Origin of the sequence: Nonomuraea bangladeshensis, from assembly GCF_039529455.1 — a bacterium.
In the GTDB taxonomy this organism is placed as follows: Bacteria; Actinomycetota; Actinomycetes; order Streptosporangiales; family Streptosporangiaceae; genus Nonomuraea; species Nonomuraea bangladeshensis.
Window position 1 is genome coordinate 615620 of sequence record NZ_BAAAMV010000002.1, and the last position, 25342, is coordinate 640961.

Sequence of the window (25342 nt, forward strand, 5' to 3'; positions counted from 1 at the left end):
GCTTGGGGGGCGCCAGGGTGCCAGGACAGAGCGTGGGTGTGGTCGTCGATCCGTCGGTTCCGGCGGAAGTCGCCGGGCTGTTACGCGTCAACGCCTCGCTGCTGTCCAGGATGCGCGCCGGATGGACGCCCCGCGACTCCTCCTGCGACTCCCGCCGGCCACGCCGCGGCTCCTCCAGCACCCTGCTGCTGGCCGCCACCCCGGTGGTGATCGCCCTCATGGCCGTCCTGCTCGACTCGCCGTTCGCGCCGGCCGGGTTCGTGCTGCTCGGCACGTTCGTCTTCGTCGTCCTCGTGAAGATCGCCTCCATGAGCGAGCCGCCCGAGGACGAGCGCCCCCACGAACGCCAGGTCTACGAGCAGGCCCGCTGGTACGACGGCCGCTACCTCCTCGGTGAGGACTTCGACCAGGAGGCGCGGCTCGTGCTGGGCCGCGCGCAGCGCGCGGTCGGCGCGGTGCTGCGCTCCCACGTCAACGCCGAGGGCCTGCTCGACGACGCGGGCAACGCCGTCATGCTGCCCGCGCAGGAATGGGAGATCGCCCGCCTGCTGGCCAAGCTCTCCGCCCTCCGCCGCGAGCACCGCGAGCTGCACGAACGCGGCCTCGCGCCCGAGGTCGCCCCGGTGCTCCAGCCGCTCGAACGCGCCCTGTCCGCCAGCGAGGCGGCGGTGGTCGCCCGCGTCGAGGCTCTGGAACGTTACGCCGACCGCGTACGCGAGGCCGAGCGCGCCTACCACGCCCACGCCCAGATCGAGGAGCTGCGGACGCGGCTGCCGCGCTACGAGGAGCTGCTGGCCGAGTCGGGCGCCGACGGGCTCGCGCTCGCGGAGCTGGAGAAGCTGGCGGACGACGCCGACACGCTGGAGCGCACGCTCCGGCACAGCGTGGAGTCCGCGCACGTGGCCTTCCGCCACCTGGAAAGCTGACGGCCGCGCCATGACCGACATCCTGCCCGGGCGCCCCGCGAAGGTCGTCGTCGATCCGGCGCTCTCCCGCGAGGTCGCCGACCTGCTGCGCGCCAACCACGCCCTGCTGGCCCGCGTCCACCAGGGCTGGCGGCCCCCGCCCAAGGGCCCCGACCCCACGCTCGGCCTGGCCGTGAGCGTCGGCACCGGCGTGGTGGCGGCGGTGCTCGCCCTGTACGGCCTGGCGCTGTTCGCCGCCGAGCGCTACACGTCCTTCGCGATGACCATGACGGGCGCGGCCGTGCTGACCGTCGCCGTGCTGCTGCGGCCGCGTACCGACGCCGGGATCGAGCGCCGCCGCGCCCTCGAACGCGAGGTCCACCAGCACGCCCGCGGCCACGAGGGCCGCTACGTCCTGGACGAGCACCTCGACGAGCCCGCCCGCGCCCTGCTGGCCCGCGCGGGGGCGGCCGTCGAGCAGATCACGGCCTCCCGGATCAACGCCGAGGGCCTGCTGGACGACGTGCGCAACGCGGTGATGCTGCCCGCGCAGGAGTGGGAGATCGCCCGCCTGCTGGCCAAGCTGTCGGCGCTGCGCGCCGAGCACCAGGAGGTGATCGCCGAGGGGGTGACGCCCGAGGTGGCCGCCGTGGCAGGGCCGCTCGCCGAGGCCCTGGACAGCAGCGAGGCCGCGGTGCTCGCCCGCGTCGAGGCGCTGGAACGCTACGCGGGGCACGTCGCCGACGCCGAGCGCGCCTACCGCGCCCGGCGGCAGATCGAGCGGCTCAGCGCCCGCCTGCCCCGCTACGAGGAGCTGCTCGTGGAGTCGGGCGCCGACGGCGCGGCCGTCCCGGAGCTCGACGGATTGTCCGAGGAGGCCGGCCGCCTTGAGCAGGCGTTACGCGACAGCGTCAGCTCGGCTCACGAGGCTTTTCGCCACCTTGGGGGGTGATTTGGCTTAGGATCCGAATTTGTGGCGGATATGGTGGTCGATCCCCAGTTACCACCGGACGACGCGCAGGTGCTGAGGCAGTCCCGGCGCGTGCTGGTCAAGATGCGCCAGGGCTGGGCACCCCAGTCGCGCAGGGCCTCGCCGGTCGCGCCCCGCGGCATGGTGAGGATCTTCGCCATGGTGGTCCTCTTCGGGCTGGTGCTCGGCCTCGGCGCCGCGAGCAGGGGTGTCGGCCTGTTTCTGCTCGTGCTGTTCGCCGTCCCCCTGGTGATCGGGCTGTTCGCCCGCCAGGACCTGGCCGGGGAGGACGAGGACGACACCGAGCGCCAGATCTACGAGCTGCTGCGCTGGCACGAGGGCCGCTATGTGCTCCTCGACGACCTCGACGAGTCCGCCAGGCGGCTGCTGGCCCGCGCGCAGCGGGCGGTCGCCACCGTCACCGGCTCCCGCGTCAACGCCGAGGGCCTGCTGGACGACGCCCGCAACGCGGTGATGCTGCCCGCCGAGGAATGGGAGATCGCCCGCCTGCTGGCCAAGCTGTCGGCGCTGCGCGCCAAGCACCGCGAGACCGTCTCGCGCGGCCTCACGCCCGAGGTCGAGGCCGTCGCCGAGCCGCTGGCCCGCGCGCTCGACGGCAGCGAGGACGCCGTGCTCGCCCGCGTCGAGGCGCTGGAGCGCTACGCCGCCAACGTCACCGAGGCCGAGCGCGCCTACCTCGCCCACGAGCAGATCGAGGAGCTGCGCGGGCGGCTGCACCAGTACGAGGAGCTCGTCGCCGAGACCGGCGCGGACGGCTTCGCGGTGCCCGAGCTGGACCGGCTGGCGGCCGACGCCGACCGGCTGGAGCAGGCGCTCAGGCGGAGCGTGAGCTCCGCCCGCGAGGCCTTCCGCTACCTGGACCCGGGAGCGCCGAAAGAGGTGCCGGGAGCACCGGGCGAGCCCTGACCCACGCCGGCGCCGCCCGTGTGGGCCGCCTCCAGCAGCAGGTCGCACAGGGCGGCCGCGGCGTCCACGCGGCCCAGCTTGGCCGCGGCCTGCCCCATCGCGGCGCGCAGCCCGGGGTCGGCCAGCAGCGGCATCAGCTCAGCGAGGAGCATGTCGGGCGTCGGGTGCGGCTCCAGCAGCGCCCGCGCCGCCCCCGCCGAGGCCAGGTAGCCGGCGTTCTTGCGCTGCTCGTCGCCGCCGGTCGGGATGAGCGGGATCAGCACGGCCGGCTTGCCGATCGCGGTCAGCTCCGAGACCGTGCCCGCGCCGCTGCGCGCGATCACCACGTCGGCCGCGGCGAACAGGTCGGCCAGCTCGGCCCCCACGTACGGCACCGGGTGGTAGCGGTCGGCCAGCTCGGCGGGCACCGGCACCGCGCGCATCTGCTCGATCCAGTTGGGCCCGCACTGGTGCACGACCTGCGCGTGCGGCAGCAGCCGCGGCAGGATCTCGGCGATGAGCGTGTTGATCTGCTTGCTGCCCTGCGCGCCGCCGGTCACGTAGATGAGCGGGACCTCGAACGTCAGCCCGAACAGGTCGTAGGCCGCCGCCCGGTCGCCGGCCAGCAGCTCCGGCCGTACCGGGTTGCCGGTCACCACGGCCTTGGCGCGGGCGGAGGCGGGCAGGTGCTCCAGCGACGACTCGTGCGACAGCGCGATCCGGGTGGCGAGGCGCGACAGGATCCGGTTGGCCAGCCCGACGACGGTCGTCTGCTCGTGCATGACGAGCGGGCGGCGGATCAGCTTGGCCGCCACGCCGATGGGCACGGCCACGTAGCCGCCGGTCGAGAGCACCACGTCGGGCAGGTAGCGGGCCGCGTGCCCGATCGCCTGGAACACCCCGACCGGGATGCGGAACACGTCCGCGATGTTGGTGCCCAGCTCCCGGAGGTTGGGGCGGCGGCGCAGCTTGCCGGTCGTGATCGCCTTGAACGGGATGCCGTGCTCGGCCGTGATCCTGGCCTCCAGGCCGTTCGCGGTGCCGACCCAGAGCACGTCGTGCGGCACCTGGCGGCGCTGGAAGGCGGACAGCGTCGTCAGGGCCGGGTAGGTGTGACCGCCGGTGCCGCCGCCGGTGATCAACAGTCGCAGGGTTCGTGACATGCGATCAGAGTATGGCCGCGCAGCGGAAACCGGTGTGCCCGGTCGCCGAGTCCGGGGTGTTGGAGGTGCGCGCGGCCACCCGGTAGCGGTTGCAGTAGGAGTCGTGGCACATGTACGACCCGCCGCGGATCACCTTCGCCGTGCCCTCGGCCGGCCCTGCCGGGTTCTCCGCGTACGGCTCCCACGCCGTGCCCCACCAGTCGGCGGTCCACTCCCAGACATTGCCCGCGACGTTGTAGAGCCCGTAGCCGTTCGGCTGGAACGACTTGACCGGCATCGTCCCCTTGCTCGGCGCGGTGGGGAAGTGGCCCTGCCAGATGTTGCACCGCTGCCGCCCGTTCGGCGCCAGCTCGTCGCCCCACGGGAAACGCTTGCGCTCCAGCCCGCCGCGGGCGGCCATCTCCCATTCGGCCTCGGTGGGCAGCCGCTTGCCCGCCCACTCGGCGTAGGCGGTGGCGTCGTTCCAGGAGACGTGCACGACGGGGTGGTTCTGCCGGGCGCCGATCGACGAGCCCGGCCCCTCCGGGGTGCGCCAGGCGGCCCCCTCGACGCCCGCCCACCAGGGCGCGCCGGGCACGGTCGCGTCGATGACGCCCGCGCGGGCGAACTGGCGGAACACGAACGACCAGCCGATCCGCTCGGCCTCGGTGACGTAGCCCGTCTCCTTGACGAACGTGGCGAACTGGGCGTTCGTCACACACGTCGGATCGATCATGAACGGGTCCAGCCGCACCTCGCGGACCGGTCCCTCGCCGTCCTCCGGGCGGGCGTCCCAGTCGTCGCCGCCCATGAGGAACGTCCCGCCAGGGACGCGTACCATGCCGCGCGGCGGCGCCGACCGCCGCGCGGTCAGGACGGCCGGCCGCGGCTGCGGCGTGGCGGCGCCCTCCCTGCTCGGGCCACAGCAAGCGCTCAAAGTCCCCCCAAACGTGTCATACCAGTAAGGAAGGGTAGCCCTTGAAACATGCCCCCGATCACGCGGCCGCCGCTGGTCACCCCTCGCGTTATGCCATGAATCCGGCAGAACGGTAGCGTCTTCCCATGCGACTCGGCGTGCTGGACATCGGCTCGAACACGGTGCATCTCCTCGTCGTGGACGCCCACCGCGGCGCCCGGCCCATCCCCGCGTACTCGCACAAGGAGGAGCTGCGCCTCACGGAATACCTCGGCGAGGACAACCGGCTCGCCGAGCGGGGCGTCGAGCGGCTGTGCGCGTTCGTCAAGGAGGCCGTCGAGCTGGCCGAGGACAAGGGCGTGGAGGACCTGCTCGCCTTCGCCACCTCCGCCGTGCGTGAGGCGGCCAACGGCGAGGAGGTGCTGGCCCGCGTCGAGGACGGTTGCGGCGTGCACATCGAGGTGCTGTCCGGGCGCGACGAGGCCCGGCTGACCTTCCTCGCCGTGCGCCGGTGGTTCGGCTGGTCGTCGGGGCGGCTGCTGGCCTTCGACATCGGCGGCGGCTCGCTGGAGATCGCGGCCGGCGTGGACGAGGAGCCCGACGTGGCCGTCTCGCTGCCGCTGGGGGCCGGGCGGCTGACCCGCGACTGGTTCACCGCCGACCCGCCGTCCGCCGAGGAGGTGCGCAGGCTGCGGCGGCACGTACGCACCGAGGTCGCCCGCACGGTCGGCTCCGTCGCCCGTTACGGCCGGCCCGACCGCGCCGTCGCCACCTCCAAGACCTTCAAGCAGCTCGCCAGGATCGCCGGGGCCGCGCCCACCAGCGAGGGCCTGTACGTGCCCCGCCGGCTCACCCGGCAGGACACCGCCGACTGGGTGACCAAGCTCGCCGCCATGAGCACGGCCGAGCGGGCGCGGCTGTCCGGCGTGTCCGAGGGGCGGGCGGCGCAGCTCGCGGCGGGCGCGCTGGTCGCGGACGCGGCCATGGACCTGTTCGAGGTGGACAGCCTGGAGGTGTGCCCGTGGGCGCTGCGCGAGGGCGTCATCCTGCGCCGGCTCGACCTGCTGCCGGGCCGGCTCGACCAGTCGGGACTGGTCGCGGGCTGAGCACGCACTCTTCTGGCGTGGAGTAAGTGCGTTATATCCGCATGAGTTGGCATAACCGGCTGATGATCGGGAACTCTTCGCCAGATGTTGGACGTGCTCGGCGCCATCGGGTCCCTGCTGGTCGTGCTGCTCCTCATCGCCGTCGCGATCGCCGCCATCGCCGTGATCGCCCTGGTGGCGTTCGTGGTCATGGCCGGCTCCATGCTCCCCCTGCCGCGGCTGTGGCGGCGGCTGACGGGGCGGGAGCGGCGGCTGACGGTGAAGCTGAGCGGCGAGAGCGTCCCCGAGCGGCGGCGCGGCGAGCTGAGCGGCCGCACCCCGCGCCTGCGCCGCCACTTCTCCCTGGAGGTCAGGCGACGTCGCGGCGCAGGGGTCTGAGCAGCGCGGCCATGCTCGCCAGCGCCGTGTATCCGAGCAGCACCAGCGCTCCGGCCGGCGGGGACAGCAGGCGGACGGGCTCGCTGGACAGCTGCTGGGCCAGGGCGTCGGCCACGGCGGTGAAGTCGGTGAGCGCCGCCGTCGCGCCGCCGGGCAGCAGGGGATAGAGGTGGCGGACGCCCGGGATCGTGACGAGGATCAGCTCCGCCCCGTACAGGTAGCCGACCACCACGCAGAGCGCCGCGACCTGGTGGCGGATCAGCGCGCCCATGCCGACGCCGAGCACCGTGTAGGCGGCCATCGCGACCGCCAGGCGGGCCAGGAGCTCGGCGACGGTCCCCGCGTCCAGGCCCAGGGTGACGCCGCGCGCCGCGGCGGCGCCGAACAGCGCCACGGCGGCGGTGCCCGACAGGACGAGCCCGTAGACCACGCCGGCCAGCCCGTACGCCACGAGCTTGGCGGCCAGCACCCGCCAGCGGTCCGGGGCGTACAGGAACGTGACGGTGATCGTGCGGTGCCGGTACTCGGAGGTCAGGGCCAGGGTGCCGACGGCGGCAGGGACGAAGGCGGTGAAGCCGAGAAAGCCGAGCACGGCCCGCACCCCCGCCTCGGTGTGCAGCCCCGGCATCGGCGGGTCGAAGTTCTCCGGCCCGACGAGGGCGAGCAGCCCGACCAGGCCGCCGCCGAGCAGGGCGGCCACGAGCAGGGTGCCCAGCCACAGCCGGGTCGCGAGCAGCCTGCGGAGCTCCGCGTGGATCAGGGGTCTCATGCGTCCGTCCGTTCGCCGGTCAGGTCCAGGAAGAGCTCTTCCAGGCTGGGCGGGCAGGCGGCCAGGCCGTGGACGGGCAGCTCGTGCGCCGCGGCCAGGCCGGCGATCTCGGCGGGCTCCAGCCCGTGCACCCGCAGGTCGCAGGGCCCGTCGCGGTCGATCCCTCGGGCGGCGGGCGCGAGGACGCGGGCGAGCCGGTCCGCGTCCGGGCTGCTCACCCGTACGACGTGCCCCGCGCCGGCGAGCTCGCTCAGCGCCCCGGCGGCCAGCAGCCGGCCCCGCCGGATGACCACGACGTCGTCGGCGACCTGTTGGACCTCGCCCAGCGCGTGGCTGGAGACCAGGACGGCACGGCCCTCCCCGGCCAGCTCGCGCAGGAACGCGCGCAGCCAGGCCGTGCCCTCGGGGTCCAGGCCGTTGCCCGGCTCGTCCAGCAGCAGGACGCCGGGGTCGCCCAGCAGGGCGGTGGCCAGGCTGAGCCGCTGCCGCATGCCGGTCGAGTAGGTGCCCGTCGCGCGCTCGCCCGCCGCCGCCAGGCCGAGCAGGCCGAGCAGGTCATCCACCCGGCGGGACGGGTGCCCGCCCATCGCCGCGTAGATCCTGAGATGGTCCCTGGCCGAGTGGCGCGGATGGAAGGCGGCGGCGTCGAAGGCCGCCCCCACGACGCTCGTCGGGCGCGGCAGGTCGCGGTAGCGCCGCCCGCCGATCGTCACGCCGCCGGAGGTGGGCGCGACGTGGCCGACCATCATGCGCATGGTCGTGGTCTTGCCGGCGCCGTTGGGGCCGAGGAAGGCGGTGACCGCTCCCGGCCTGACGGTGAAGCTGAGGTCGTCGACGGCGGTGAGCGTGCCGTACCTCTTGGTCAGGCTCCGGACCTCGACGCCGCTCATGCGGCCGTCGCCCGGATGGTCTCGGCGAGCCGGTCGGCGCCGGGGACCGAGACCACGACCTCGTCGAACTCGCCGCCCGAACCCGCGCGGTCCAGCAGCAGCCGCAGCCCGGGCAGGTGACGGTTGACCGCCACCAGCTGGCGGGGGCCGCCGTACAGGCCCCAGACGCCGATCTTGGTGTGGCCCGACACGGCCAGCCCGCTGCGCGCGCCACGCGGGACGCGCAGCGGCTGCCCGGTGGCGACCGCCTCCCGCACGGCCGCCAGGGGGATGACGTGCCGGGGGCGGCCGGCGAAGAACCGCTCCCAGGGGCCGAACTCCACGATGATCGAGCCGCCGTCGATGACCGTCGCCATGTCAACCTTCTTCCGTCAGGGGGAGCAACATCGTGGCCAGCAGCCGGGGTGTGCGCCCGGGCGCCGGCTGGTTGGCGAGCAGGGGCTGGACGAGGCCGGCGAAACCCTGCGCGAAACGTACGAACTCCTCGTCGTCCAGGTGCAGCACCAGCTGCTGGTAGCCGACGCCGTCGGCCACGAGGTCGATGTGCTCCCTGGCGAGGTAGCGCGAGAACTCCGACAGCAGGCTGGCCACGAACGCGGTGAAGTACCGCGCGTGCTCCTCGGGGGAGGCCGAGGCCAGCGCCTCGGGGGAGGGGGTGACGCCGCCTTCCGGCACCGCGTACACCCGCTCCGTCGCGCCGCCGACCTTGCGCTCCTCCACCACCTGCAGCAGGCCGGCCTGCGCCAGCGTGGCGATGTGCCGGTACAGCGTCGCCTGTGGCACGTCGGGCAGCAGGCCCGCCAGGTCGGACGACGTGCGGCGGGCGCCGGCCGCGGCGCGCAGGATGCGGATGCGCACGGGGTGCAGCGCCAGCTGCGCCCAGCGCTCTGGGGATGTCCTCACACCCCACACGTTATCACTATCGATAATGAGAATGAACGGGCACGCCGAAGGCGCTGAAGCCAGGGAAGGGCGTCAGCGCGAGGCGGGGGAGGAGCGGTGGTCCGCGGACATCAGGTGGGGCCCGGCGGCCCCGGGTTGGTACCGGAGGCGCTTCTCCAGGCACACCATCGCGCCGTTCTCCCGCTTGTTGGTGAAGCGGATGTCGTCGGCGAGCGCCCGCATGATCATCAGCCCGCGTCCGTGCTCGGCCCCCGGCTTCGGCTCCTGCAGCTTGTCGGGGTCGAAGCCGTGCCCGGTGTCGACGACCCGGATGAAGCACCGGTCGTCGTGGACGGTGGCGCTGACGGTGTACTCGTCGCTCGGCTCGGCGTGCCGGATCACGTTGGAGCAGGCCTCGGTGAGCATGAGCTCGATGTCGTCGCGGATCCCGCTCTCCACGCCGAGCGAGCGCAGAGTGCCGTCCAGCATCTGCCTGATCAGCGGGACGCTCGCGGCATCCCTGGGCAGCCGGAGCGCTATCGAGGCCTCCACGACTTCTCCTTCCTTGCGGAACGCGTGGCGACCTTCTGCCCGAGATCGCGGAGCCCAATCGTCGGCGGCGGAACCGGGCCTCCCCGGGATCACATGTCCGCGAGCCGCCGCGCCACCTCCATGGACGCCTCGGCGATCTCGTCCTCGGTCAGGCCGTCCTGCGCCGTCATCCACTTGCCGGCGTGTAGCGCGAACAGCGCCAGCGACCGGCTGATCCGCTCCACCGGCGTCGCGCCCGGCTCGCTCAGCTCGGCCGTGAGCGCCAGCATCGCCTCGCGCATCTTGATGAGCTTCGGATGCTCGCGCAGCGCCGTCTGGTTGCGCTCCAGGAACCGGGTGACCTCCAGGTGGCTGGGCCGGGTCAGGTTCGCGGCGTAGCGCTCCAGCAGCTCGCGGCGCGTCGCGGACGTCTTCGGGCGCGCCCGCGCCCACTCCACCAGCTCCTCGATCTCGGCCACGCGCAGGTCGACCAGGCTCGCCACGATGTCGTCCTTGGTCTTGAAGTGGTAGTAGAGCGCGGCCTTGGTGACGCCCAGCTCCTCGGCGATCTCCCGCAGCGAGGTCGCCTCGTACCCCTGCTCGGTGAAGAGCCGCAGCGCGACCTCCTGAATACGGGTCCGTGTGTCTGCCCGCACTGTGCACCATTTTCTGACTTGACGGCCGGTAAGGAGATGTCCAGTTTATTCGGCGAAAAAAGGAGAGGTGCCAGCTGGGGGTTTTGACGACAATTGTCCCCATGCACACTTTCCGACGACCGCGCCCGGACGACGCGGCCGCCCTGTACGACCTCGTCGCGGCGTACGAGACCGCCGTGCTCGGCGGCCCCGACATGACCCTCCAGGACGTCGAGGACGAGCTCGCCGAGCCCGAATTCGACCTCGACCGCGACGGCTGGGTCGCCGAGGAGCCGGGCGGCCGGCTGCTCGCCTACGCCTGGGCCTGCGCCAACGGCGACAGCGACCTGGTCGACCTGGACGTCATCGTCCGTCCCGGAGCCGAGGAGCTGACCGAGCCGCTCTGGGAGAAGGTCCTCGGCCGCGCCCGCGAGCTGACCGCCGCGCGCGGCCACGACGGCGCCACCCTCCACCTCGGCATCTACCGCGCCGACCAGGGCAAGCAGGTCATCGCCAAGGAGCACGGCTTCGAGCCGGGCACCGGCTTCCACCGGATGCGGATCGACTTCGACGGCCCCGTCGAGCCGCCCGCCCCGCCCGCCGGGCTGACGCTGCACTCCGGGGAGAGCGAGGAGGTGCGGCGCGAGGCGCACCGCGTCCACCAGGAGGGCTTCGCCGATCACTTCGGGTTCGTCCCCGTCACCTACGAGCAGTGGTACGAACGCCGCCAGGCCCACAGCTCCACCGACTGGAGCCAGCTCGCCCTGGCCAGGATCGACGGCCGCCCGGCCGCGGTGGTGATCGGCACCGACCAGTTCCTGCCCGACCAGGGCTGCGGCTACGTCGCCACACTCGCCGTGCTGCCCGAGTTCCGCGGTCAGGGTCTCGGCCGCTTCATGCTCCGGCACGCCTTCGCCGCGGACGCCGCCCGCGGAAGGAAGGGCACGATCCTGCACGTGGACAGCAACAACACCACCCCGGCGCTCGGCCTGTACGAGTCGGCCGGCATGCGCCCGGTGATGGGCATCGACGTCTGGCGCCGCAGGCTCTAGCTGTCCATCTGGCCCCGGCCCGCCCGGACCCGGTGCCGGGACAGATGCTCCAGCACCGCCTGGTTGGCCTCCCACCCGTCGGGGAACTTCACCGGCACGCCGAGCTGCACCGGCTCGGCCGACGGGTGGGCGTCCAGCAGCTCGGCGATCCCCGCCCTGGCGACCACCACGCAGGCGTGCCGGTGCCGGGAGGCGAGCACGCACAGCCGCCCCGACTCCAGGTGGAAGGCCGTCGCGTCGCGCCGCCCCGACAGCGGGTGCAGCACGATCGTCACGTCGTACTCGCGGCCCTGGAGCCGGTTGGCGGTGTCCACGGTGATCTCCGGCGGCAGGCCGGCCGCGCGGATCGCCGCCACCTGGTCGCGGTGCGCGGCCCCGACCGCGATCCGGTCGGCGGTGACCGGCCGCTCGCCCTGCTCCGAGCCCGCCACCGCGCCGCGCTGCAGCAGCCGCGCCGCCAGCAGCGCCACCGCCCGCACCGCCTCGCCGTCGGTGCGCACGGTGTGCCGTTCCGGCAGCTCAAGCAGCGCCCATCCGGAGCGGGCCGCCTCCTCCAGCGCCCGGTCGTGCGGGGTGCCGAGGCCGCCGGTGACCAGCTCCATGCGCCGCTCGCCCGGCCCGGTGCCGGACCGGAACCCGGTGAACGGGTAGAACGCCCGCGACACCACCGGCGCGGCCGTCGCCGGCAGCCGCCACGACACCGGCAGCCGGTGCACCGGCAGGTCCGGGTTGTGCCGCAGCAGCACCGACACCGCGCTCTGCAGCGGGTCCCATGACAGCCCCGACCAGCGGTCACCGTCGACGATCGAGAACGGGTCGAGCTGCCCGGGATCGCCCACGAACAATGCCCGCTCGAACAGCCCCGCGATGCGCAGCAACTTGTCCGAGCGCATCTGGTAGGCCTCGTCCACGATCGCCCACGGCCACTTCCTGTCGCCGATCCACGCCCACTTGTCGGCCGTGGCGATGACGATGTCCGGATCGCCGAGATCCTGCACCCGCGTGCCGACCCGGACCCCGGCCAGCTCCAGCAGGCGCTGCGGGGGCGCGTACGCGCCGGCCGACAGCCGCCCGACCGTCAGGTGCGGGTGCTTGTCGCAGATGCGCACCACCAGGTCGTCGACCTGCTCGTTGGTCTGGGCGACGATCATCAGCGGCTCGCCGGTGGCCGCGAGGTGCGCCGCCGCGCGCACCACCAGCGTGGACTTGCCCGCGCCTGGCGGGGAGTCCACGACCACGCCCCGATGCCGGGGCAGGTCGGCCAGCACGTCCGCGATGACCTGCTCCGGGCTGCGCTCCGGCGGGCTGGCGGTCACGACCACTCCTCCTGGGCGTCCTCGTCGTCGGGCACGTACTGCTGGGGCGGCCCGCCGTGCGTCCACGGCGTGGCCTCGGCGTCGGGCAGGCCGGGCGAGCCCTGGAAGTCGCCGGTCAGCGAGGTGTAGCAGACCCGCTCGCCGACGTCGGGCACCGAACCCGGAGCGGCCGTCTTCCCCCGCCCCATGCCCTTGGTGATCTTGATGGTGACCAGGCCCTCGTGCGCCTCGACCAGCTCCGCGCCCTGGGCGCGGCGCTCCGGGGTGCCGAGCGCCGTGCCGACCGGCAGCAGCACCGGGTCGTCGGTCTTGACCACGACCAGCGGGCGCAGCTTGCGCGAGCGGCCCTCGCCCTCGGCGTTGTCGGGGACGGTCTCCACCACCTCGCCGGCGAACGCCTCGCCGGTCAGCCGGTACTCGGCCATCACCAGCGGGTCGTCGTAGGCGCGCTGCACCTCGTAGGCGGCCTGGGCGCGCTCCATGCGCGCGAGCCGGGCCGCGGCGGCCACCGCGCCGTCCCTGCGCGGCTGCGGCGGGCCGCCCTCCGCGACGCTCTCGGCCATGGCGCTGAACGAGGCCCGGTCCTGCTCCCACCGCTGCGCCACGCTCGCCCCTGGCTCCAGCCCGGCCAGCAGGTCGAGCGCCCGCCACATCAGCCGCCAGGTCGGCGCGAGCTGGGTGCGCAGCGCCTCCGTGACCCGCTCGGCCGACCCGCTCTCGATGGCGGGGGCCAGCACCTCCGCGTCGAACCCCGGGTCCGTCGCCGGACCGGCGGGCGGCCACACCAGCGGGTCCTCGGCCTCCTCGCGCGGCCCCTCGGTGATCCAGGCGACCAGGGAGGCGAGGTTGCCGTCCTCCAGCCCGCTCTGCCCGCTCGCCCAGTGCCGGCCCAGCTCCTCCGTCGCGGCCAGCATGAGCGACGACCCCGGGTACGCGGCCCGTTCGGCGAAGTACGTCAGCCACCGCCCGAGCAGCGGCACCGACTCCGGCACCGGGTAGGGGCCGTCGGCGCGGCGGAAACGGGTGGAGCGGCCGAGCAGCCGGGTGAAGGCCACGCCGCCGGTGTTGGGCACGACGAGCTGCGGCGCGTCCAGCGCCCGCTCGTACGGGTCGCCGCCCCGCCGCTCGACCGTCTCGGTGTCGGCCGTGAAGCTCTCCACGTACGGCAGCAGCACCCCGGCCAGCTCGGCCGCCCACGCGAAGCGCAGGTCGCGGTTGCGCGGCTGGGGCACCACGAGCAGGCGCGGCCGGTCGCGGTCGTCGCCGAGCATCGCGGCGAGCGGCGCGGCGGCCTCGCCGGACAGCCGCAGCGGCACGAACACCATCGGCCGCGCCGACAGATGGCAGTGCCGCACGGTCGCGACCGGCTGGGCGATGCCCTCGTCCAGGGCCCGCAGCCGGGCCAGCGAGGTCAGCAGGCTCACTTGTCACACACTCCCGAGGCACTCCCTGCGCAGGCGTTCGGCGTTGCGCAGCAGCCGGGCGATCTCCTCCTGGCCCTCGGCCGGGTCGCGGGTGCCGTCGGCCAGGCCCAGTGCCTCGGCCACGGACGCCACCCCGCCGAGCTCGTCGCGCACCTGACGGCCGAGCAGGTCGGAGGCGCCCTCCTGGCGGGCCTCGTCCCGGCAGAAGAAGCACAGGTCGCAGGTGGACAGGCACTCCGGCGCGTAGCGGGCGGTGGTCCTGCGCACCGCGTCGGCCAGCTCGGCGACCGGCCGGGTGGGGCGGCCGTCCTCGCCGGGGCGCAGGTCGAAGGTGAGGTCCTCGGGCAGGCCGGCCATCAGCCGGTCGAGGGTCGTCATGCGGGCGAGCTGGCGGCGCAGCACGGCGAGCTGGCGGCGTACGTCCACCAGGGTGGCGACCGGGCGGTTGGCGAAGTTCTCGGGGCAGACCAGCACCACGTCGTGGGAGACCCGCAGCGGGTCGTGGCCCAGCTCCTCCAGCAGGGTGCGCAGCGCCAGGACGTACACCGCGGCCTGCCGGGCCGCCGCGGCCGCCGCCGACGGCTCGGCCTGCCCGTCGATCACCGCGAACGACTTGATCTCCACGATGTGGAAGCGGCCGCCGAGCTGGAAGGCCACCACGTCGGGCTCCAGGTAGGCGGTGTGCCCGGCGATGGTGAGGGCGAGCAGCGGATGGTCGTAGAGCGTGCCGGCGTCGTCCTCGCCGCGCGCCGCCCGGTCGATCAAGGATCGGGTGTGGGCGTGGCGCAGGTGGGCGCCGGTCCTGGCGTCGGCTTTCTCGCCGACGTTCTCGACGTCGTGGTAGGCGACCTCGGCGACCGGCAGGCGCAGCAGCTCGCGCAGCATCCGCAGCAGCTCCGCGCAGCCGTCGGCCTTGACCAGCGCCTCGAAGGCGTTGCCGCGGGTGATCGCGAACGGCGACTGCCCGAACGGCGCGGGGAAGCCGAGATGGCGGGCGGCGGCGTCCTTGTCGAGCCCGGCGCCGTCCATGAGGGCGCGGCGGGCGCAGCCGGGGTTGGCGGCGAGCGCCGCGATGGCGCGGGCGTCATGGGGGCGTGGCGGCGTGGTGCCGCGCAGCGCGTCGAGCCGGTGCGCGGGGTCGCCCTCGCGCTTCAAGCCGCTCACGTGGCGTACTCCTTCTTGATCGTGCTCAGCGTAGCGGCGCCGAACAGTCGGGCGACGTCATCAAGCTGCCGCGCGGCGCGTCGCGCCAGCTCCGCGCGGTCGCGCGTGTCGCGCGGGGCGTGCACGGCCAGCTCGGCGCGGGCCGCCGCGATCACCCGGTCCGGGTCGGGCGGGCCGAGCGAGCCGTCGGTGGCGCCAGGGATGTTCCTGGCCATGCGCAGGAGTAACCGGGCCGCCCGCGGATCGGCCTGCTCGCGCCCCGCCACGGCGATCGCGCAGGTCAGGAAGTCGACGCGGGGGCTGAGCGGCCCGACCACGCGCCGCTCCAGCGGCCAGGTGCTCAGCGTGAGCAGGCCGCGGGCGGGGGAGAGGCGGTCGGTCAGCGCGGCGCACAGATAGTACGGCCGCCCGAACGGCGCCGACCGGAACGACCGCTCCTCGTCCCTGCGCAGGCTGGTGAGCTGGGCGCTGCGGATCGTGCCGCCGAGGAACGCCTCGCTGACCGCCACCACCAGCCGCGGCTGCGCGGTCGCGCCCAGCAGCCGCAGCCCCTGGTGGACCTGCTCGCGCACGGTGACCAGCGGGACCGCCCGCGCCGCGGGCTCCTCGGGCTGCTCGCCGCCCACCAGGGCGTCCCAGGCCCGCTCGGCGGCGCGCAGCTCGGCCCGCAGGCCGCGGGCGGCGCCGCCGTCCCGTGCGCGCATGGCCCTGCGCACGCCGGCCCGCAGCTCGTCGATCCGCCGTTCGAGCTCGTCCAGCCGGTCACTCATGAGCGCGAGCGTACCAACAGTCCCAGCATTTTCCAGTAAATTGGCGGCGTTTCCGAAATCTACTTCGTAAAGGGGACCGGCTCCCGTCTTTCGATCAACGCCGAGTAAAGGACGGGTCAGCAGGGGACACTGGACCCTGTGAGTCGTGGGTTGCGTCATCTGCTGGGCGCCGTCGCCGGGCTGGCGGCCCTCGCCCCCGTCTACTACCTCACCGAGGCGGGCGCGCGGGAGCTGCGCGCGAGCACGGTGGCGGCCGGGCCGTCGCCCGCCGGCCTCGGCTGCCTCCTCGCGGTGGCGGCGATCGTCGCGATGCTCGCCGCCTGGCCGCCGGCGGCCCTCGCCTGCGGACTGCCGCTGGCGGCGGCCGGCACGCTGTTCGCGCTCGACGCCACCGGCGCCATCGCCGCCGCGGCCACCCTGCCGTACGCCGGCGGCCTGCCCTGGGCCCGCCCCGGCGCCGCCCCCTGGGCGGAGGCGGCCGAGCCGCCCGGCACCCTCGCCGGCATCACCGGCCTCTACGCGCTCATCGGCGTCGTCCTCGTCCTCTCGGCGCTGCTCCCGCGCGGCCGGCGATCTATCCTGGGCCCGTGAGCGGACGCGACCCCGACCGGCGCAGGGCGCTGCTCGACGCCGCCGACCGCGCCATCGCCGCCGAGGGCCCCGACGTGTCGATGGCCGCCATCGCCGCCGCCGCGGGCGTCACCAAGCCCATCCTCTACCGCCACTTCGGCGACCGCAGCGGCCTGTACGAGGCGCTCGCCGACCGGCACGTGCGCACCGTGATCGCGCAGCTCCGGCCGCGCTTCGCCGAGGCCGGCGCCGACCTGCGGGCCCGCGCCAGGGCCACCATCACCGCCTACCTCGACCTCGTCTCCGCCAACCTCAACCTCTACCGCTTCCTGTTCCAGCGCGCCGGGGCCGAGGACGTCCGCACCCGCTCCCGCGTCACCTCCCTCGTCCGCAGCCTCGGCGAGGAGCTGGGCGGCGTGCTCGCCGCCGAGGGGGTGGTGCCCGACCCGGTGCGGGCGCAGGTGCTCGGCCACGCCTTCGTCGGCATGGTGCAGACCACCGGCGACTGGTGGCTGGACCAGCCCGGCCTCGACCGCGACCAGGTGGTGGAGAGCCTGGTGGACGTCATCACGGCCGCCGTCACCGACCCGCGCTCATTCGCCGAAGCGTGACAGCTTCCCGTGCCGCCGGGCGTACGTGAGCGCCCACGCGAACAACCCCACCGTCGCCGCCAGATAGACCACGTCGAGCCCGGCCGCCCAGGCCAGCCGGTCCCACGGCACCGGGCCGCCGGCCATGACCGTGCGCATGCCCTCGAACACGTGCGAGGCGGGCAGGAACTCCGACACCGCCTGGAGCGGCGCGGGCAGCACGGACACCGGGTAGAAGATCCCGGCGAGCGGCTGCACCATGAACACGATGGACCAGGCGATGACCTGCGCGTTCTCGCCGAAGCGGAGCACCGCCGCGATGCCGACCAGCCCGAGCGACCAGCCGAGCACGAGCAGCACCCCCATGAACGGCACCAGCCCCACGCCGATGGCGGTCACGCCGAAGCCGTAGAGGCCGAGGGCGAGCGCCGCCATCACGGCCAGCGCGAAGATCACCTTGCCCAGCGAGAACAGCACGAGCCCGGTCAGGTACTCGGCGCTGGACAGCGGACTGACCTGCACGTTCAGCAGATTGCGCGACCAGATGTCCTCCAGGAAGGCGATCGAGATCTCGTTGCTCGCCTTCTGCAGCACCTGCCACAGCAGCACCGCCCCCAGCAGGAACGACACCGCGAACGGCACCCGCTGCGCCCGCAGGAACAGCGTCATGAACCCCCACAGCACCAGCTCCACGCTGGGCCAGAAGAAGATCTCGAAGACCCGGACCGGGCTGCGCCGCAGCGCCGCGAAGTCGCGCCGGACCACGCCCATGACCCTGGTGCGCCGGGCGGTGAGGCCGAGCGGCGGCAGCGTGAGCGTGGAAGCCTGTGACATGCTCATCCTCTGGCCACCTTCAGGAACACCTCTTCCAGGTCCTCGGCCCCGTAGTGGCCGGCCAGCTCGGCCGCGCTGCCCGCGGCCACGATCACCCCGCCGGACAGGAAGTGCACCCGGTCGCACATGCGCTCCACCTCGCGCATGTTGTGCGAGGTGATGAGCATGGCGCTGCCGTTCTCGGCGGCCACCCGGGTCAGCAGGCCGCGTACGCGGTCACCGGCGTCGGGGTCGAGGTTGGCCGTCGGCTCGTCCAGCACCAGCAGCCGGGGCGCGTTCAGCAGCGCCTTGGCGAGCTGTACGCGGGTGCGCTGCCCGGACGACAGCGCCATGACCTTCCGCTTGACGAACGGGCCCAGCTCGAACATCTCGACCAGCTCGGCGACCCGCTCGCGCGGGCGGCGCAGGGCGTAGAGGCGGGCGAAGGCGTCCAGCACCTCGCCCACCCGCAGCGCCCCGGGCAGGTCCACGTAGCTGGCGGCGAAGTTGAGCCGGCTGAGCGCCTCGGTGCGGTGGCGGGCCAGCTCCATGCCGAACAGCTCGACGCTGCCCGCGTCGGGGGTGATGAGGCCCAGCAGCATGTGGAGGGTCGTCGACTTGCCGGCGCCGTTGGGGCCGAGCAGCCCCACGATCTCGCCCTCGCCGACGGTGAGGCTCACGTCGCGGACGGCCGTGACCGGCCCGAACCGCTTGACCAGATGGGACGCCCGCAGGATGGCCACCGCTCAAGGGTGCGGCCCCCGACCACACCGCGGCAACGCATTTTCCGGGCCAGGCTCGCCGGGCCCCGGACAGCGCTCGCCGAGCCCCCAGCCGCGCCCCCTGCGCTGCCTCAGCCGTGGTCCCGCAGCATCCGCAACAGGTCCCACTCGGTCTCGCACACCCGCCGCCCGATCGCCGCCAGCTCCACCGACCTGGCGCCCCCGCGCAGGTGCCGCATGGTCTGCATGACGCAGATGACGCCCCACTTGAGCACGCCGAACGTCTCCCACCAACGCAGCGCGTCGCGGTCCACCTTCGCGCCGCCCGCCTCCTCGTACGCGGCGATCAGCTCGTCGTAGCCGCCGAACCCGCCGACCGGCAGCGGCGAGCCGAACCGCCACGCCTTCACGCACAGCCACCCCAGGTCCTCCAGGGGGTCGCCGGCGTGGGCCAGCTCCCAGTCCAGCACGGCCCGCACGCCCTCCGGCCCGACGATGAGGTTGCCGTTGCGGAAGTCGCCGTGCACCACCGCGGGCGGCCCGGCGGGCGGCCGGGACGCGGCCAGCCGCCGCAACGCCAGCTCGAACACCGGGTGCGGCTCACCCAGCAGGTCCAGCACGTCCCGCCAGCGGGCCAGCGGATCGGCAGCAGGATCGGGGTCGGGCGGCAGGCTGGACAGCGGCATCCGGTGCACGGCGGCCAGCGCCCGCCCGCACTGGGCGGCCAGCAGCGGCCGGGCGGCGGCGTAGGCGTCGTCGCGCAGGATCCGGCGCGGGATCGTCTCCCCGTCCACCCGTTCCATCAGCACGTACGGCGCCCCGCCCGCCGACCCTGCGGCGACGATCCGCGGCACCGGCACGCCGGAGGCGGCCGCCGCCCGCATGAGCCGCGCCTCCGCCTCCAGCGTGGTCCCCGCCTCCCCGGCCCCGCCGGGCGAGTCGAGCCGCAGCACCAGCTCGTGCCGCTCGCCGCCGGGCGCGACGACGTCCAGGGCCCACGTCTCCCGTGACGCGCCGCCGGGGAGCCGTACCCGGTGGGGGAGCGCGGCCTGGGGGCCGAACACCTCCGCCACCACGGCGGCGACGGTGTCGCCGCTCATCGGAGACCGAACTCCCAGTTGCCGCTGGCCGCGTACGAGCCGAGGATGCGCCGCCCGACCGAGTCGATGTGCACCTCGTCGGGCCCGTCGTAGATGCGCCCGGCCCGCGCGTGCCGGTACATCCGGTCGAGCGGCGTGTCGCCCGTCAGCCCCGCCGCCCCGTGCACCTGGATGGCCCGGTCGATGACGTTGTGCAGCATCCGCGCGCCGACGACCTTGATCGCGCCGATTTCCACGCGGGCGTCGGAGCCGGCGTCGATCGCCTCGGCGGCGTGGAGCGTGAGCAGCCGGGCCGACTGGATCTCGGCGTAGGAGTCGAACACGTGCTGGCGCATGAGCTGCTTCTTGGCCAGCGGCTCGCCGAACGCGGTGCGCTCGTGCAGCCGCCGGCACATCAGGTCGAAGGCCCGCTGCGCCTGCCCGAGCCAGCGCATGCAGTGGAAGATGCGCCCGGGACCGAGGCGCTTCTGCGCGATGACGAATCCGCGGCCCCGCTCGCCCAGCAGGTTGGAGGCGGGCACCCGGACGTTGTCGTAGCGCACCTCGCAGTGCGCGCCGTCCAGCCCGAGCACGGGCGTGTCGCGCACGATCGTGTACCCGGGCGTGTCGGTCGGCACCAGGATCATGGAGAAGGCCAGGTGCGCCGGCGCGTCGGGCTCGGTGCGGCACATCACGGTCGTGTACGCCGCCCGCGAGGCCCCCGTGGTGAACCACTTGTGCCCGTTGATCACCCACTCGTCCCCGTCGAGCACGGCGCTCGTGCGGATCTGGGTGGGGTCGGAGCTGGAGACGCCCGGCTCGGTCATGGCGAAGCTGGGCGAGATGTCGCCGCGCACCAGCGGCTCCAGGTAGCGCTCGCGCTGCTCGGGCGAGGCGTGCTCGTGCAGCATGAGCGAGTCCTGGAGGGTGTACGTGCCGAGCGCGAGCTGCCCGAACTCGCTGCGCCCCTGGACCTCGTTGACGTAGACGTAGTCGAGGAACGGCAGCCCGCCGCCGCCCAGCTCACGCGGGTGGCCGAGGGCCCACAGGCCCTCCTTCTTGGCCTCGGCCCGCAGGCCGGCCAGGGCCTCCTCGGCGGCGGGCCCGCCCTCGTGCAGCACCGGCTCTGCGGGCTCGACCCGCTCGGTCATGAACGCATGGACGGCGTCGCGGACGGGCCGGACGCTCGCGGGCACGGCGAAGCTCATGCCTGGATCTCAGCCGAATATCGTTGCCCAGTCAACGGTACGGGCAACGGTCTAGGGCAGCCAGCTCACCTTGCCGCGCAGGAAGGCGTACCCGACGAAGGCCACCGCGTCGATGAGCGTGTGCGCCACGATCAGCGGCATCGTCCGCCCCCACCGCTGGTAGGCCCGGCCGAACACGATGCCCATCACCACGTTCCCGACGAACCCGCCGAACCCCTGATACAGGTGGTACGACCCCCGCAGCAGCGACGACACCACGACCGCCCGCCACGGCGACCAGCCGGCCTGCCCCAGCCGGTGCAGCAGGTAGCCGGCGACCAGCACCTCCTCCAGAACGCCGTTCTGCGCGGCGGCCAGCAGCAGCACCGGCACCTGCCACCACACCTCGGGCAGCGCGCCGGGCACGACGGTGAGGTTGACCCCGACGGCCTGCACCACCAGGTAGAACGCCAGCCCGCTGCCGCCGATCAGGGCCGCGAGCAGCGCGCCGCGCAGCAGGTCGCGGCGCGGCTCGCGCAGGTCCGCGCCGATCGTGCGCAGCGACTCGCCGGAGCGCACCAGCAGGTACGCCACCAGCCCGACCGGCGCCACCGCGATGGCGATCTGGGCGAGCTGCAGCGACAGGTCCAGCCACGGCCGCCCGGGGGCCATCGAGCCGACGAGCACGGCCTGCTGGCTCTTCAGCTCCTTCGGCGCGGTGAGCGCCCCGATCAGCCGGATGAGCGCGATCAGCCCGCTCGCGCCGAGCGAGACCGACATCACGACGAAGATCTCGGCCCCGATGAGCCGGGGCGCGAGTGCCGGGAGGGCCGCGGGCGGCGACTGAGTGCTCATGAGCGCAGATTAGCCGTATCCCTCATCGGACCCGGATAAAGGGAGCAGGCGTGTGCTAGAAGGAAGCCATGACGCGAACCGGATCGTCCACGGGTCCCCACGACGTCCCCACGGCGGCGCAGCTCGTGGCCGCGGTGCGCGACTTCCTGGAAAGCGACGTGCTGCCGGCCGTGGAGGGACGCACCCGCTTCCACACCCGGGTCGCGATCAACGTGCTCGGCATGGTGGAGCGGGAGATCGAGCTGGGCCCGGCCCAGGCGGAGGAGCACGCCGCCCGCCTGGCCGCGCTCGGCGTGGCCGACGACGCCGAGCTGGCCGCCGCCGTCCGCGACGGCCGCCTGCCCGACGACCACGCGCTGGTGACCGCGCTGGAGCAGGCGGTGCGGGCGAAGCTGGAGGTCGCCAACCCCGCCCACCTCCATGGTTGACGTCAGTGCGAGCCGCTGAGGTCGAGGTCCTTGACCCGCGGGTCGCCCTCGTCCACGAAGTAGTGCTCGCGCCGGGTGGCGTCCGGCCCGTCGGCCACCTTGAACGCCCGGAAGGCCAGCGTGCCGAGCACCGCCACCGCCAGGTTGACGATCAGCGCCAGGAACCCGGCGTACACCGTCATCGTGGTGTCGAAGCCCAGGTTGGCCAGCCCGAACGCCGACCCGCCGAAGTGCGCCTTGCCGTTGGCCGGGTTGGGGATGAGGTAGAGCATCCACATGCCGGCCGCCAGGCCGAGCGCCCAGCCCGCGAGCAGGCCGCCCCGGTGGAACCAGCGGGTGTAGAGGCCGAGCGCCACCGACGGCAGCGTCTGCAGGATGATGACGCCGCCGATGAGCTGCAGGTCGATCGAGAACTGCGGGTCGAGCAGCAGGATGCACAGCACCGCGCCCACCTTGACCACCAGCGAGACGATCTTGGAGACCTTGGCCTCCTGCGCGTCGGTGGCGTCCTTGTTGAGGTACTCCCGGTAGATGTTGCGGGTGAACAGGTTGGCCGCCGCGATCGACATGATGGCGGCGGGCACGAGCGCGCCGATGCCGATGGCCGCGTACGCCACGCCGGTGAACCAGTCGGGGAAGACCTGGTCGAACAGCCGCGGCACGATCGTGTTGGCGTCCGGCCGGCCGTTCGCGCCCACGACCGGCTTGGTGCCGGCCGCGATGGCCATGTAGCCGAGCAGCGCGATCAGGCCGAGCACGAGGCTGTAGGCGGGAAGGGCGGACATGTTCCGCTTGATGACGTTGCGGTTCTTCGACGCCAGCACGCCGGTCAGGCTGTGCGGGTAGAGGAACAGCGCCAGCGCCGAGCCGAAGGCCAGCGTCACGTACTGGAGCTGGTTGGTGGCGTTCAGCGTGATGCCGTCGCCGGGCGCGGGGGTGGCGGCGAACTTCTGCGCGGCCGCGTCGAAGATCGAGCCCCAGCCGCCCAGCTGCGTCGGGATGTAGAGGACCGCGACCAGGATCACGATGTAGATGAGCGCGTCCTTGACGAACGCGATCAGCGCGGGCGCGCGCAGCCCCGACTGGTAGGTGTAGGCCGCGAGGATCGCGAAGGCGATGACGATCGGCAGGTGGCCGGTGATGCCCATCGACTTCAGCACGGCCTCGATGCCGACGAGCTGCAGCGCGATGTACGGCATCGTCGCGACCAGCCCGGTGATCGCGACCGCGAGGGCCAGCGTCGGCGAGCCGAACCTGGCCCGGACGAAGTCGGCCGGCGTGACGAAGCCGTGCACGTGCGAGACCGACCACATCCGGGTCAGCACCAGGAACACCAGCGGGTAGACCACCACGGTGTACGGCAGCGCGTAGAAGCCCAGCGCGCCCGCCCCGAACACCAGCGCGGGCACCGCCACGAAGGTATAGGCCGTGTAGAGGTCGCCGCCGACCAGGAACCAGGTGATCCAGGAGCCGAAGCTGCGCCCGCCGAGGCCCCACTCGTGCAGGCTGTCGATGCTCTCCGGCCGCCGCCAGCGGGCCGCGACGAAGCCCATGACGGTCACGAGCAGGAACAGGACGACGAAGACGACCAGCTCGGTCGTGTGCCCGCTCACTTGGTCATCCTGTAGACGATCGTCGTGCAGGTGACGCCGACGGCGATGAAGGCGATCTGCAGCCAGTAGAACAGCGGGAAGCCGAGCAGGCGGGGCTCGTCGGCGTTGAACAGGAACGTGAGCAGCGGCAGCACGATCGGCAGGACCAGCAGCCAGTTCCAGGGGCTGCGGTCGGTGCGTTGCTGTCCGGGTTCACCGGTAGTCATCGACCCTCCGATGGCGAAGGCCAGGGACCGGGGGGTGACCGGTCCTGACACGTGGCGTCAACGGAGGGACACTAACTTTGCGGTGGTATTAAACCCAGTGCCGTTAATATTACGGTTCGGCCTAAATGGCGAGCCATCGTCTCACCATGCGGGACACCCGCGCACGTCGTCGCAGGTCCCGGCTTCGCATCCTGGTTACTCGTGGGTAGTTCGCCGCCTGGTGGTCGGTGAGCGGTCGGTTACTCGCGCCGAACGGTCAAGTCGCCGGTCAGGTTGTCGGCGATGTCGCGCGAGCCGTAGCCTTCGGGCGCCGGCACCTCCGTCACCGGGTCCGGCCGGTCGTCGAACTCCAGCCGCAGCGCCCGCGCCATCGTGGCGTGCATCTCGTACATGCAGGTGATGTACGTCAGCTCCAGGATCTGCTCGTCCGGCAGGTGCCGCTGGAGCACGGCGAACACCTCGTCCGGCACCCGGCCGCCGTCCAGCACCAGCGCGTCGGCGTAGGCCAGCACGGCCCGCTCCAGCTCCCCGAAGCAGCCGCTCACCTGCCAGGCGGGGATCGCGCGCACCTTCTCCTCGGGCACGCCGAGCGCCCGGAGCTGCTTGCAGTGCTGGGAGTAGACGAACTGGCTCTGCCGCGCCCAGCCGGCCCGGGTCTGGCCCAGCTCGCGCAGCACCGGGTCCAGCGTGGCCTCGCGGTAGACCTGGAAGCCCTTCACGCAGTGCCGGAAGATCTTCGGGTCCAGCGCGAAGACCTCCCACCAGTCGCCCGGCGAGCCCGTCGCCGTGCCCTCCCTGTCGGGGGAGAACAGCCGGTCGTGGAAGTACGTCACGAGCGGGTCGGTCATCTCCGCGCGCGGCACGCGGCGCAGGCGCGGCATCAGCCGGCCCCGCCGGGCACGGTCCTGTCGGCGCCCGTCCTGTCAGCGCCCGTCCTGTCGGCGGCCGTCCTCGGCTCGTGACGCACGTCGCCCGGCTGTCCGACCCGCCGCGTCCAGGCGGCGAACTCGACGAGGACGCCGTCGGGGTCCTTGAAGTAGATCGAGCGTACGAACACGCCGTCGTGCATCTCCGGGGCCACGCCGAACTCGCTGTCGTCGTGGTTGAGCAGCACGCCCACGTCGATGCCCTTGGCGACGAGCCGGTCGCGGTACTCCTCGATCTTCTCCGGCGGCACGTCGAAGGCGATGTGGTTCATGGAGCCCACGGCCGAGACCAGCTCGCCCCGGTCGGGCAGGTTGCGCGGCGCCGAGACCCCCGGCACGCCGTCGGGAGCGTCGGGGAACCAGAAGAAGGCGAGGGCGTTGCCGCCGCCGCAGTCGAAGAAGAAGTGCTGGCCCCAGCCCATCGGCAGCTCGATGGTCTTGATCAGCGGCATGCCCAGCACGCCGGAGTAGAAGTCGACGGTCTGCTTCATGTCCGAGCAGACCAGCGCGATGTGGTTGACCCCGCGAAGCTCGAATTCGGTGTTCATAGTAATTCCGTGCTTATCACAGGGTCCTGCCGTAAAACATGACATGAGA

Annotated in this window: 30 protein-coding genes; 9 read left to right on the forward strand and 21 right to left on the reverse strand. The window is 73.3% G+C overall.

What is annotated here, in order from left to right; all coding sequences use genetic code 11:
- The first annotated feature begins 32 nt into the window (after positions 1-32).
- From ABD292_RS06950 to ABD292_RS06960, 3 genes are read left to right on the forward strand one after another with little or no spacing between them, the layout of a single operon-like run.
- Positions 33-926, forward strand: a complete 894-nt coding sequence (locus ABD292_RS06950; RefSeq protein ID WP_344206123.1) for a hypothetical protein — start codon at positions 33-35, stop codon at positions 924-926.
- 10 nt (positions 927-936) lie between these two features.
- Positions 937-1857, forward strand: a complete 921-nt coding sequence (locus ABD292_RS06955) for a hypothetical protein (RefSeq protein ID WP_344206125.1) — start codon at positions 937-939, stop codon at positions 1855-1857.
- 30 nt (positions 1858-1887) lie between these two features.
- Positions 1888-2802 carry a hypothetical protein gene (locus tag ABD292_RS06960; RefSeq protein WP_344206442.1) on the forward strand — a complete coding sequence of 305 codons (915 nt, stop codon included), beginning with the start codon at positions 1888-1890 and terminating at the stop codon, positions 2800-2802.
- Here the strand turns inward: ABD292_RS06960 and ABD292_RS06965 are convergent.
- Together ABD292_RS06965 and ABD292_RS06970 are read right to left on the reverse strand one after the other, a co-directional pair.
- Entirely contained in the window at positions 2748-3944 is a 1197-nt protein-coding gene (locus tag ABD292_RS06965; protein WP_344206127.1) for a UDP-N-acetylglucosamine--N-acetylmuramyl-(pentapeptide) pyrophosphoryl-undecaprenol N-acetylglucosamine transferase, read from the reverse strand. The genes ABD292_RS06960 and ABD292_RS06965 overlap by 55 nt on opposite strands.
- Before the next feature lie 4 nt (positions 3945-3948).
- Positions 3949-4764 (reverse strand): formylglycine-generating enzyme family protein, encoded by an 816-nt coding sequence (locus ABD292_RS06970; RefSeq protein ID WP_425565034.1) that lies wholly within the window; start codon positions 4762-4764, stop codon positions 3949-3951.
- A 221-nt stretch (positions 4765-4985) separates the two neighbouring features.
- Here ABD292_RS06970 and ABD292_RS06975 point away from each other — a divergent pair, with 221 nt between their 5' ends.
- Together ABD292_RS06975 and ABD292_RS06980 are read left to right on the forward strand one after the other, a co-directional pair.
- Positions 4986-5945: a Ppx/GppA phosphatase family protein gene (locus ABD292_RS06975; RefSeq protein ID WP_344206130.1), complete on the forward strand. Its 960-nt coding sequence runs from the start codon at positions 4986-4988 to the stop codon at positions 5943-5945.
- A gap of 84 nt (positions 5946-6029) precedes the next feature.
- Positions 6030-6323, forward strand: a complete 294-nt coding sequence (locus ABD292_RS06980; RefSeq protein WP_344206132.1) for a hypothetical protein — start codon at positions 6030-6032, stop codon at positions 6321-6323.
- On the opposite strand, the gene ABD292_RS06985 is transcribed toward ABD292_RS06980, so the two are convergent.
- From ABD292_RS06985 to ABD292_RS07010, 6 genes are all read right to left on the reverse strand, one after another.
- Complete coding sequence (locus ABD292_RS06985) at positions 6295-7092, reverse strand: ABC transporter permease (protein ID WP_344206133.1); 798 nt, start codon at positions 7090-7092, stop codon at positions 6295-6297. The genes ABD292_RS06980 and ABD292_RS06985 overlap by 29 nt on opposite strands.
- Positions 7089-7982, reverse strand: a complete 894-nt coding sequence (locus tag ABD292_RS06990; protein ID WP_344206134.1) for an ATP-binding cassette domain-containing protein — start codon at positions 7980-7982, stop codon at positions 7089-7091. Before ABD292_RS06990 ends, ABD292_RS06985 begins: the two co-directional genes overlap by 4 nt.
- Positions 7979-8338 (reverse strand): hypothetical protein, encoded by a 360-nt coding sequence (locus tag ABD292_RS06995; RefSeq protein WP_344206136.1) that lies wholly within the window; start codon positions 8336-8338, stop codon positions 7979-7981. The genes ABD292_RS06990 and ABD292_RS06995 overlap by 4 nt, the downstream gene beginning before the upstream one ends.
- A gap of 1 nt (position 8339) precedes the next feature.
- On the reverse strand, positions 8340-8885 hold the full coding sequence (locus tag ABD292_RS07000; RefSeq protein ID WP_344206137.1) for a helix-turn-helix domain-containing protein: 546 nt from the start codon (positions 8883-8885) through the stop codon (positions 8340-8342).
- A gap of 72 nt (positions 8886-8957) precedes the next feature.
- Positions 8958-9416 carry an ATP-binding protein gene (locus tag ABD292_RS07005; RefSeq protein WP_344206139.1) on the reverse strand — a complete coding sequence of 153 codons (459 nt, stop codon included), beginning with the start codon at positions 9414-9416 and terminating at the stop codon, positions 8958-8960.
- Between the two features lie 89 nt (positions 9417-9505).
- Complete coding sequence (locus tag ABD292_RS07010) at positions 9506-10051, reverse strand: TetR/AcrR family transcriptional regulator (RefSeq protein ID WP_344206141.1); 546 nt, start codon at positions 10049-10051, stop codon at positions 9506-9508.
- Positions 10052-10152: 101 nt separating this feature from the next.
- On the opposite strand from ABD292_RS07010, the gene ABD292_RS07015 reads away from it, so the two are divergent.
- Positions 10153-11082 carry a GNAT family N-acetyltransferase gene (locus ABD292_RS07015; RefSeq protein WP_344206143.1) on the forward strand — a complete coding sequence of 310 codons (930 nt, stop codon included), beginning with the start codon at positions 10153-10155 and terminating at the stop codon, positions 11080-11082.
- Here the strand turns inward: ABD292_RS07015 and ABD292_RS07020 are convergent.
- Genes ABD292_RS07020 through ABD292_RS07035 form a run of 4 tightly spaced genes read right to left on the reverse strand, consistent with a single transcriptional unit; the run spans position 11079 to position 15756 of the window.
- Positions 11079-12398 carry an AAA family ATPase gene (locus ABD292_RS07020; protein ID WP_344206145.1) on the reverse strand — a complete coding sequence of 440 codons (1320 nt, stop codon included), beginning with the start codon at positions 12396-12398 and terminating at the stop codon, positions 11079-11081. The genes ABD292_RS07015 and ABD292_RS07020 overlap by 4 nt on opposite strands.
- Positions 12395-13822 (reverse strand): hypothetical protein, encoded by a 1428-nt coding sequence (locus ABD292_RS07025; protein ID WP_344206146.1) that lies wholly within the window; start codon positions 13820-13822, stop codon positions 12395-12397. The genes ABD292_RS07020 and ABD292_RS07025 overlap by 4 nt, the downstream gene beginning before the upstream one ends.
- A 3-nt stretch (positions 13823-13825) precedes the next feature.
- Positions 13826-14986 carry a hypothetical protein gene (locus tag ABD292_RS07030; protein ID WP_344206147.1) on the reverse strand — a complete coding sequence of 387 codons (1161 nt, stop codon included), beginning with the start codon at positions 14984-14986 and terminating at the stop codon, positions 13826-13828.
- Positions 14983-15756 carry a hypothetical protein gene (locus ABD292_RS07035; protein ID WP_344206148.1) on the reverse strand — a complete coding sequence of 258 codons (774 nt, stop codon included), beginning with the start codon at positions 15754-15756 and terminating at the stop codon, positions 14983-14985. The genes ABD292_RS07030 and ABD292_RS07035 overlap by 4 nt, the downstream gene beginning before the upstream one ends.
- 138 nt (positions 15757-15894) lie before the next feature.
- Here ABD292_RS07035 and ABD292_RS07040 point away from each other — a divergent pair, with 138 nt between their 5' ends.
- Together ABD292_RS07040 and ABD292_RS07045 are read left to right on the forward strand one after the other, a co-directional pair.
- Entirely contained in the window at positions 15895-16347 is a 453-nt protein-coding gene (locus ABD292_RS07040; protein ID WP_344206149.1) for a hypothetical protein, read from the forward strand.
- The gene (locus tag ABD292_RS07045) at positions 16344-16937 is read left to right on the forward strand and encodes a TetR/AcrR family transcriptional regulator (RefSeq protein WP_344206151.1); all 594 of its coding nucleotides are present in this window, start codon (positions 16344-16346) and stop codon (positions 16935-16937) included. The genes ABD292_RS07040 and ABD292_RS07045 overlap by 4 nt, the downstream gene beginning before the upstream one ends.
- Here the strand turns inward: ABD292_RS07045 and ABD292_RS07050 are convergent.
- The 5 genes from ABD292_RS07050 to ABD292_RS07070 all read right to left on the reverse strand — a co-directional run bounded on the left by ABD292_RS07050 (position 16920) and on the right by ABD292_RS07070 (position 21572).
- A complete protein-coding gene (locus ABD292_RS07050) occupies positions 16920-17756 on the reverse strand; it encodes an ABC transporter permease (protein ID WP_344206153.1) in 837 nt (278 codons plus the stop codon). The genes ABD292_RS07045 and ABD292_RS07050 overlap by 18 nt on opposite strands.
- On the reverse strand, positions 17753-18472 hold the full coding sequence (locus ABD292_RS07055) for an ABC transporter ATP-binding protein (RefSeq protein ID WP_344206154.1): 720 nt from the start codon (positions 18470-18472) through the stop codon (positions 17753-17755). The genes ABD292_RS07050 and ABD292_RS07055 overlap by 4 nt, the downstream gene beginning before the upstream one ends.
- Before the next feature lie 110 nt (positions 18473-18582).
- A complete protein-coding gene (locus tag ABD292_RS07060; RefSeq protein WP_344206156.1) occupies positions 18583-19551 on the reverse strand; it encodes a phosphotransferase family protein in 969 nt (322 codons plus the stop codon).
- Entirely contained in the window at positions 19548-20738 is a 1191-nt protein-coding gene (locus tag ABD292_RS07065) for an acyl-CoA dehydrogenase family protein (RefSeq protein WP_344206157.1), read from the reverse strand. Before ABD292_RS07065 ends, ABD292_RS07060 begins: the two co-directional genes overlap by 4 nt.
- A 51-nt stretch (positions 20739-20789) precedes the next feature.
- Positions 20790-21572 carry a CPBP family intramembrane glutamic endopeptidase gene (locus tag ABD292_RS07070; RefSeq protein ID WP_344206158.1) on the reverse strand — a complete coding sequence of 261 codons (783 nt, stop codon included), beginning with the start codon at positions 21570-21572 and terminating at the stop codon, positions 20790-20792.
- A 68-nt stretch (positions 21573-21640) separates the two neighbouring features.
- Here ABD292_RS07070 and ABD292_RS07075 point away from each other — a divergent pair, with 68 nt between their 5' ends.
- Positions 21641-22000, forward strand: a complete 360-nt coding sequence (locus ABD292_RS07075) for a DUF6285 domain-containing protein (protein ID WP_344206159.1) — start codon at positions 21641-21643, stop codon at positions 21998-22000.
- Positions 22001-22002: 2 nt separating this feature from the next.
- Here ABD292_RS07075 and mctP read toward each other — a convergent pair whose 3' ends face one another.
- The 4 genes from mctP to ABD292_RS07095 all read right to left on the reverse strand — a co-directional run bounded on the left by mctP (position 22003) and on the right by ABD292_RS07095 (position 25293).
- Positions 22003-23613, reverse strand: a complete 1611-nt coding sequence (gene mctP / locus ABD292_RS07080; protein WP_344206161.1) for a monocarboxylate uptake permease MctP — start codon at positions 23611-23613, stop codon at positions 22003-22005.
- Complete coding sequence (locus ABD292_RS07085; protein ID WP_344206163.1) at positions 23610-23819, reverse strand: DUF3311 domain-containing protein; 210 nt, start codon at positions 23817-23819, stop codon at positions 23610-23612. Before ABD292_RS07085 ends, mctP begins: the two co-directional genes overlap by 4 nt.
- A 239-nt stretch (positions 23820-24058) precedes the next feature.
- Entirely contained in the window at positions 24059-24700 is a 642-nt protein-coding gene (locus ABD292_RS07090; protein WP_344206166.1) for a carboxymuconolactone decarboxylase family protein, read from the reverse strand.
- Positions 24700-25293: a VOC family protein gene (locus ABD292_RS07095; RefSeq protein WP_344206168.1), complete on the reverse strand. Its 594-nt coding sequence runs from the start codon at positions 25291-25293 to the stop codon at positions 24700-24702. The genes ABD292_RS07090 and ABD292_RS07095 overlap by 1 nt, the downstream gene beginning before the upstream one ends.
- Positions 25294-25342: the final 49 nt, after the last annotated feature.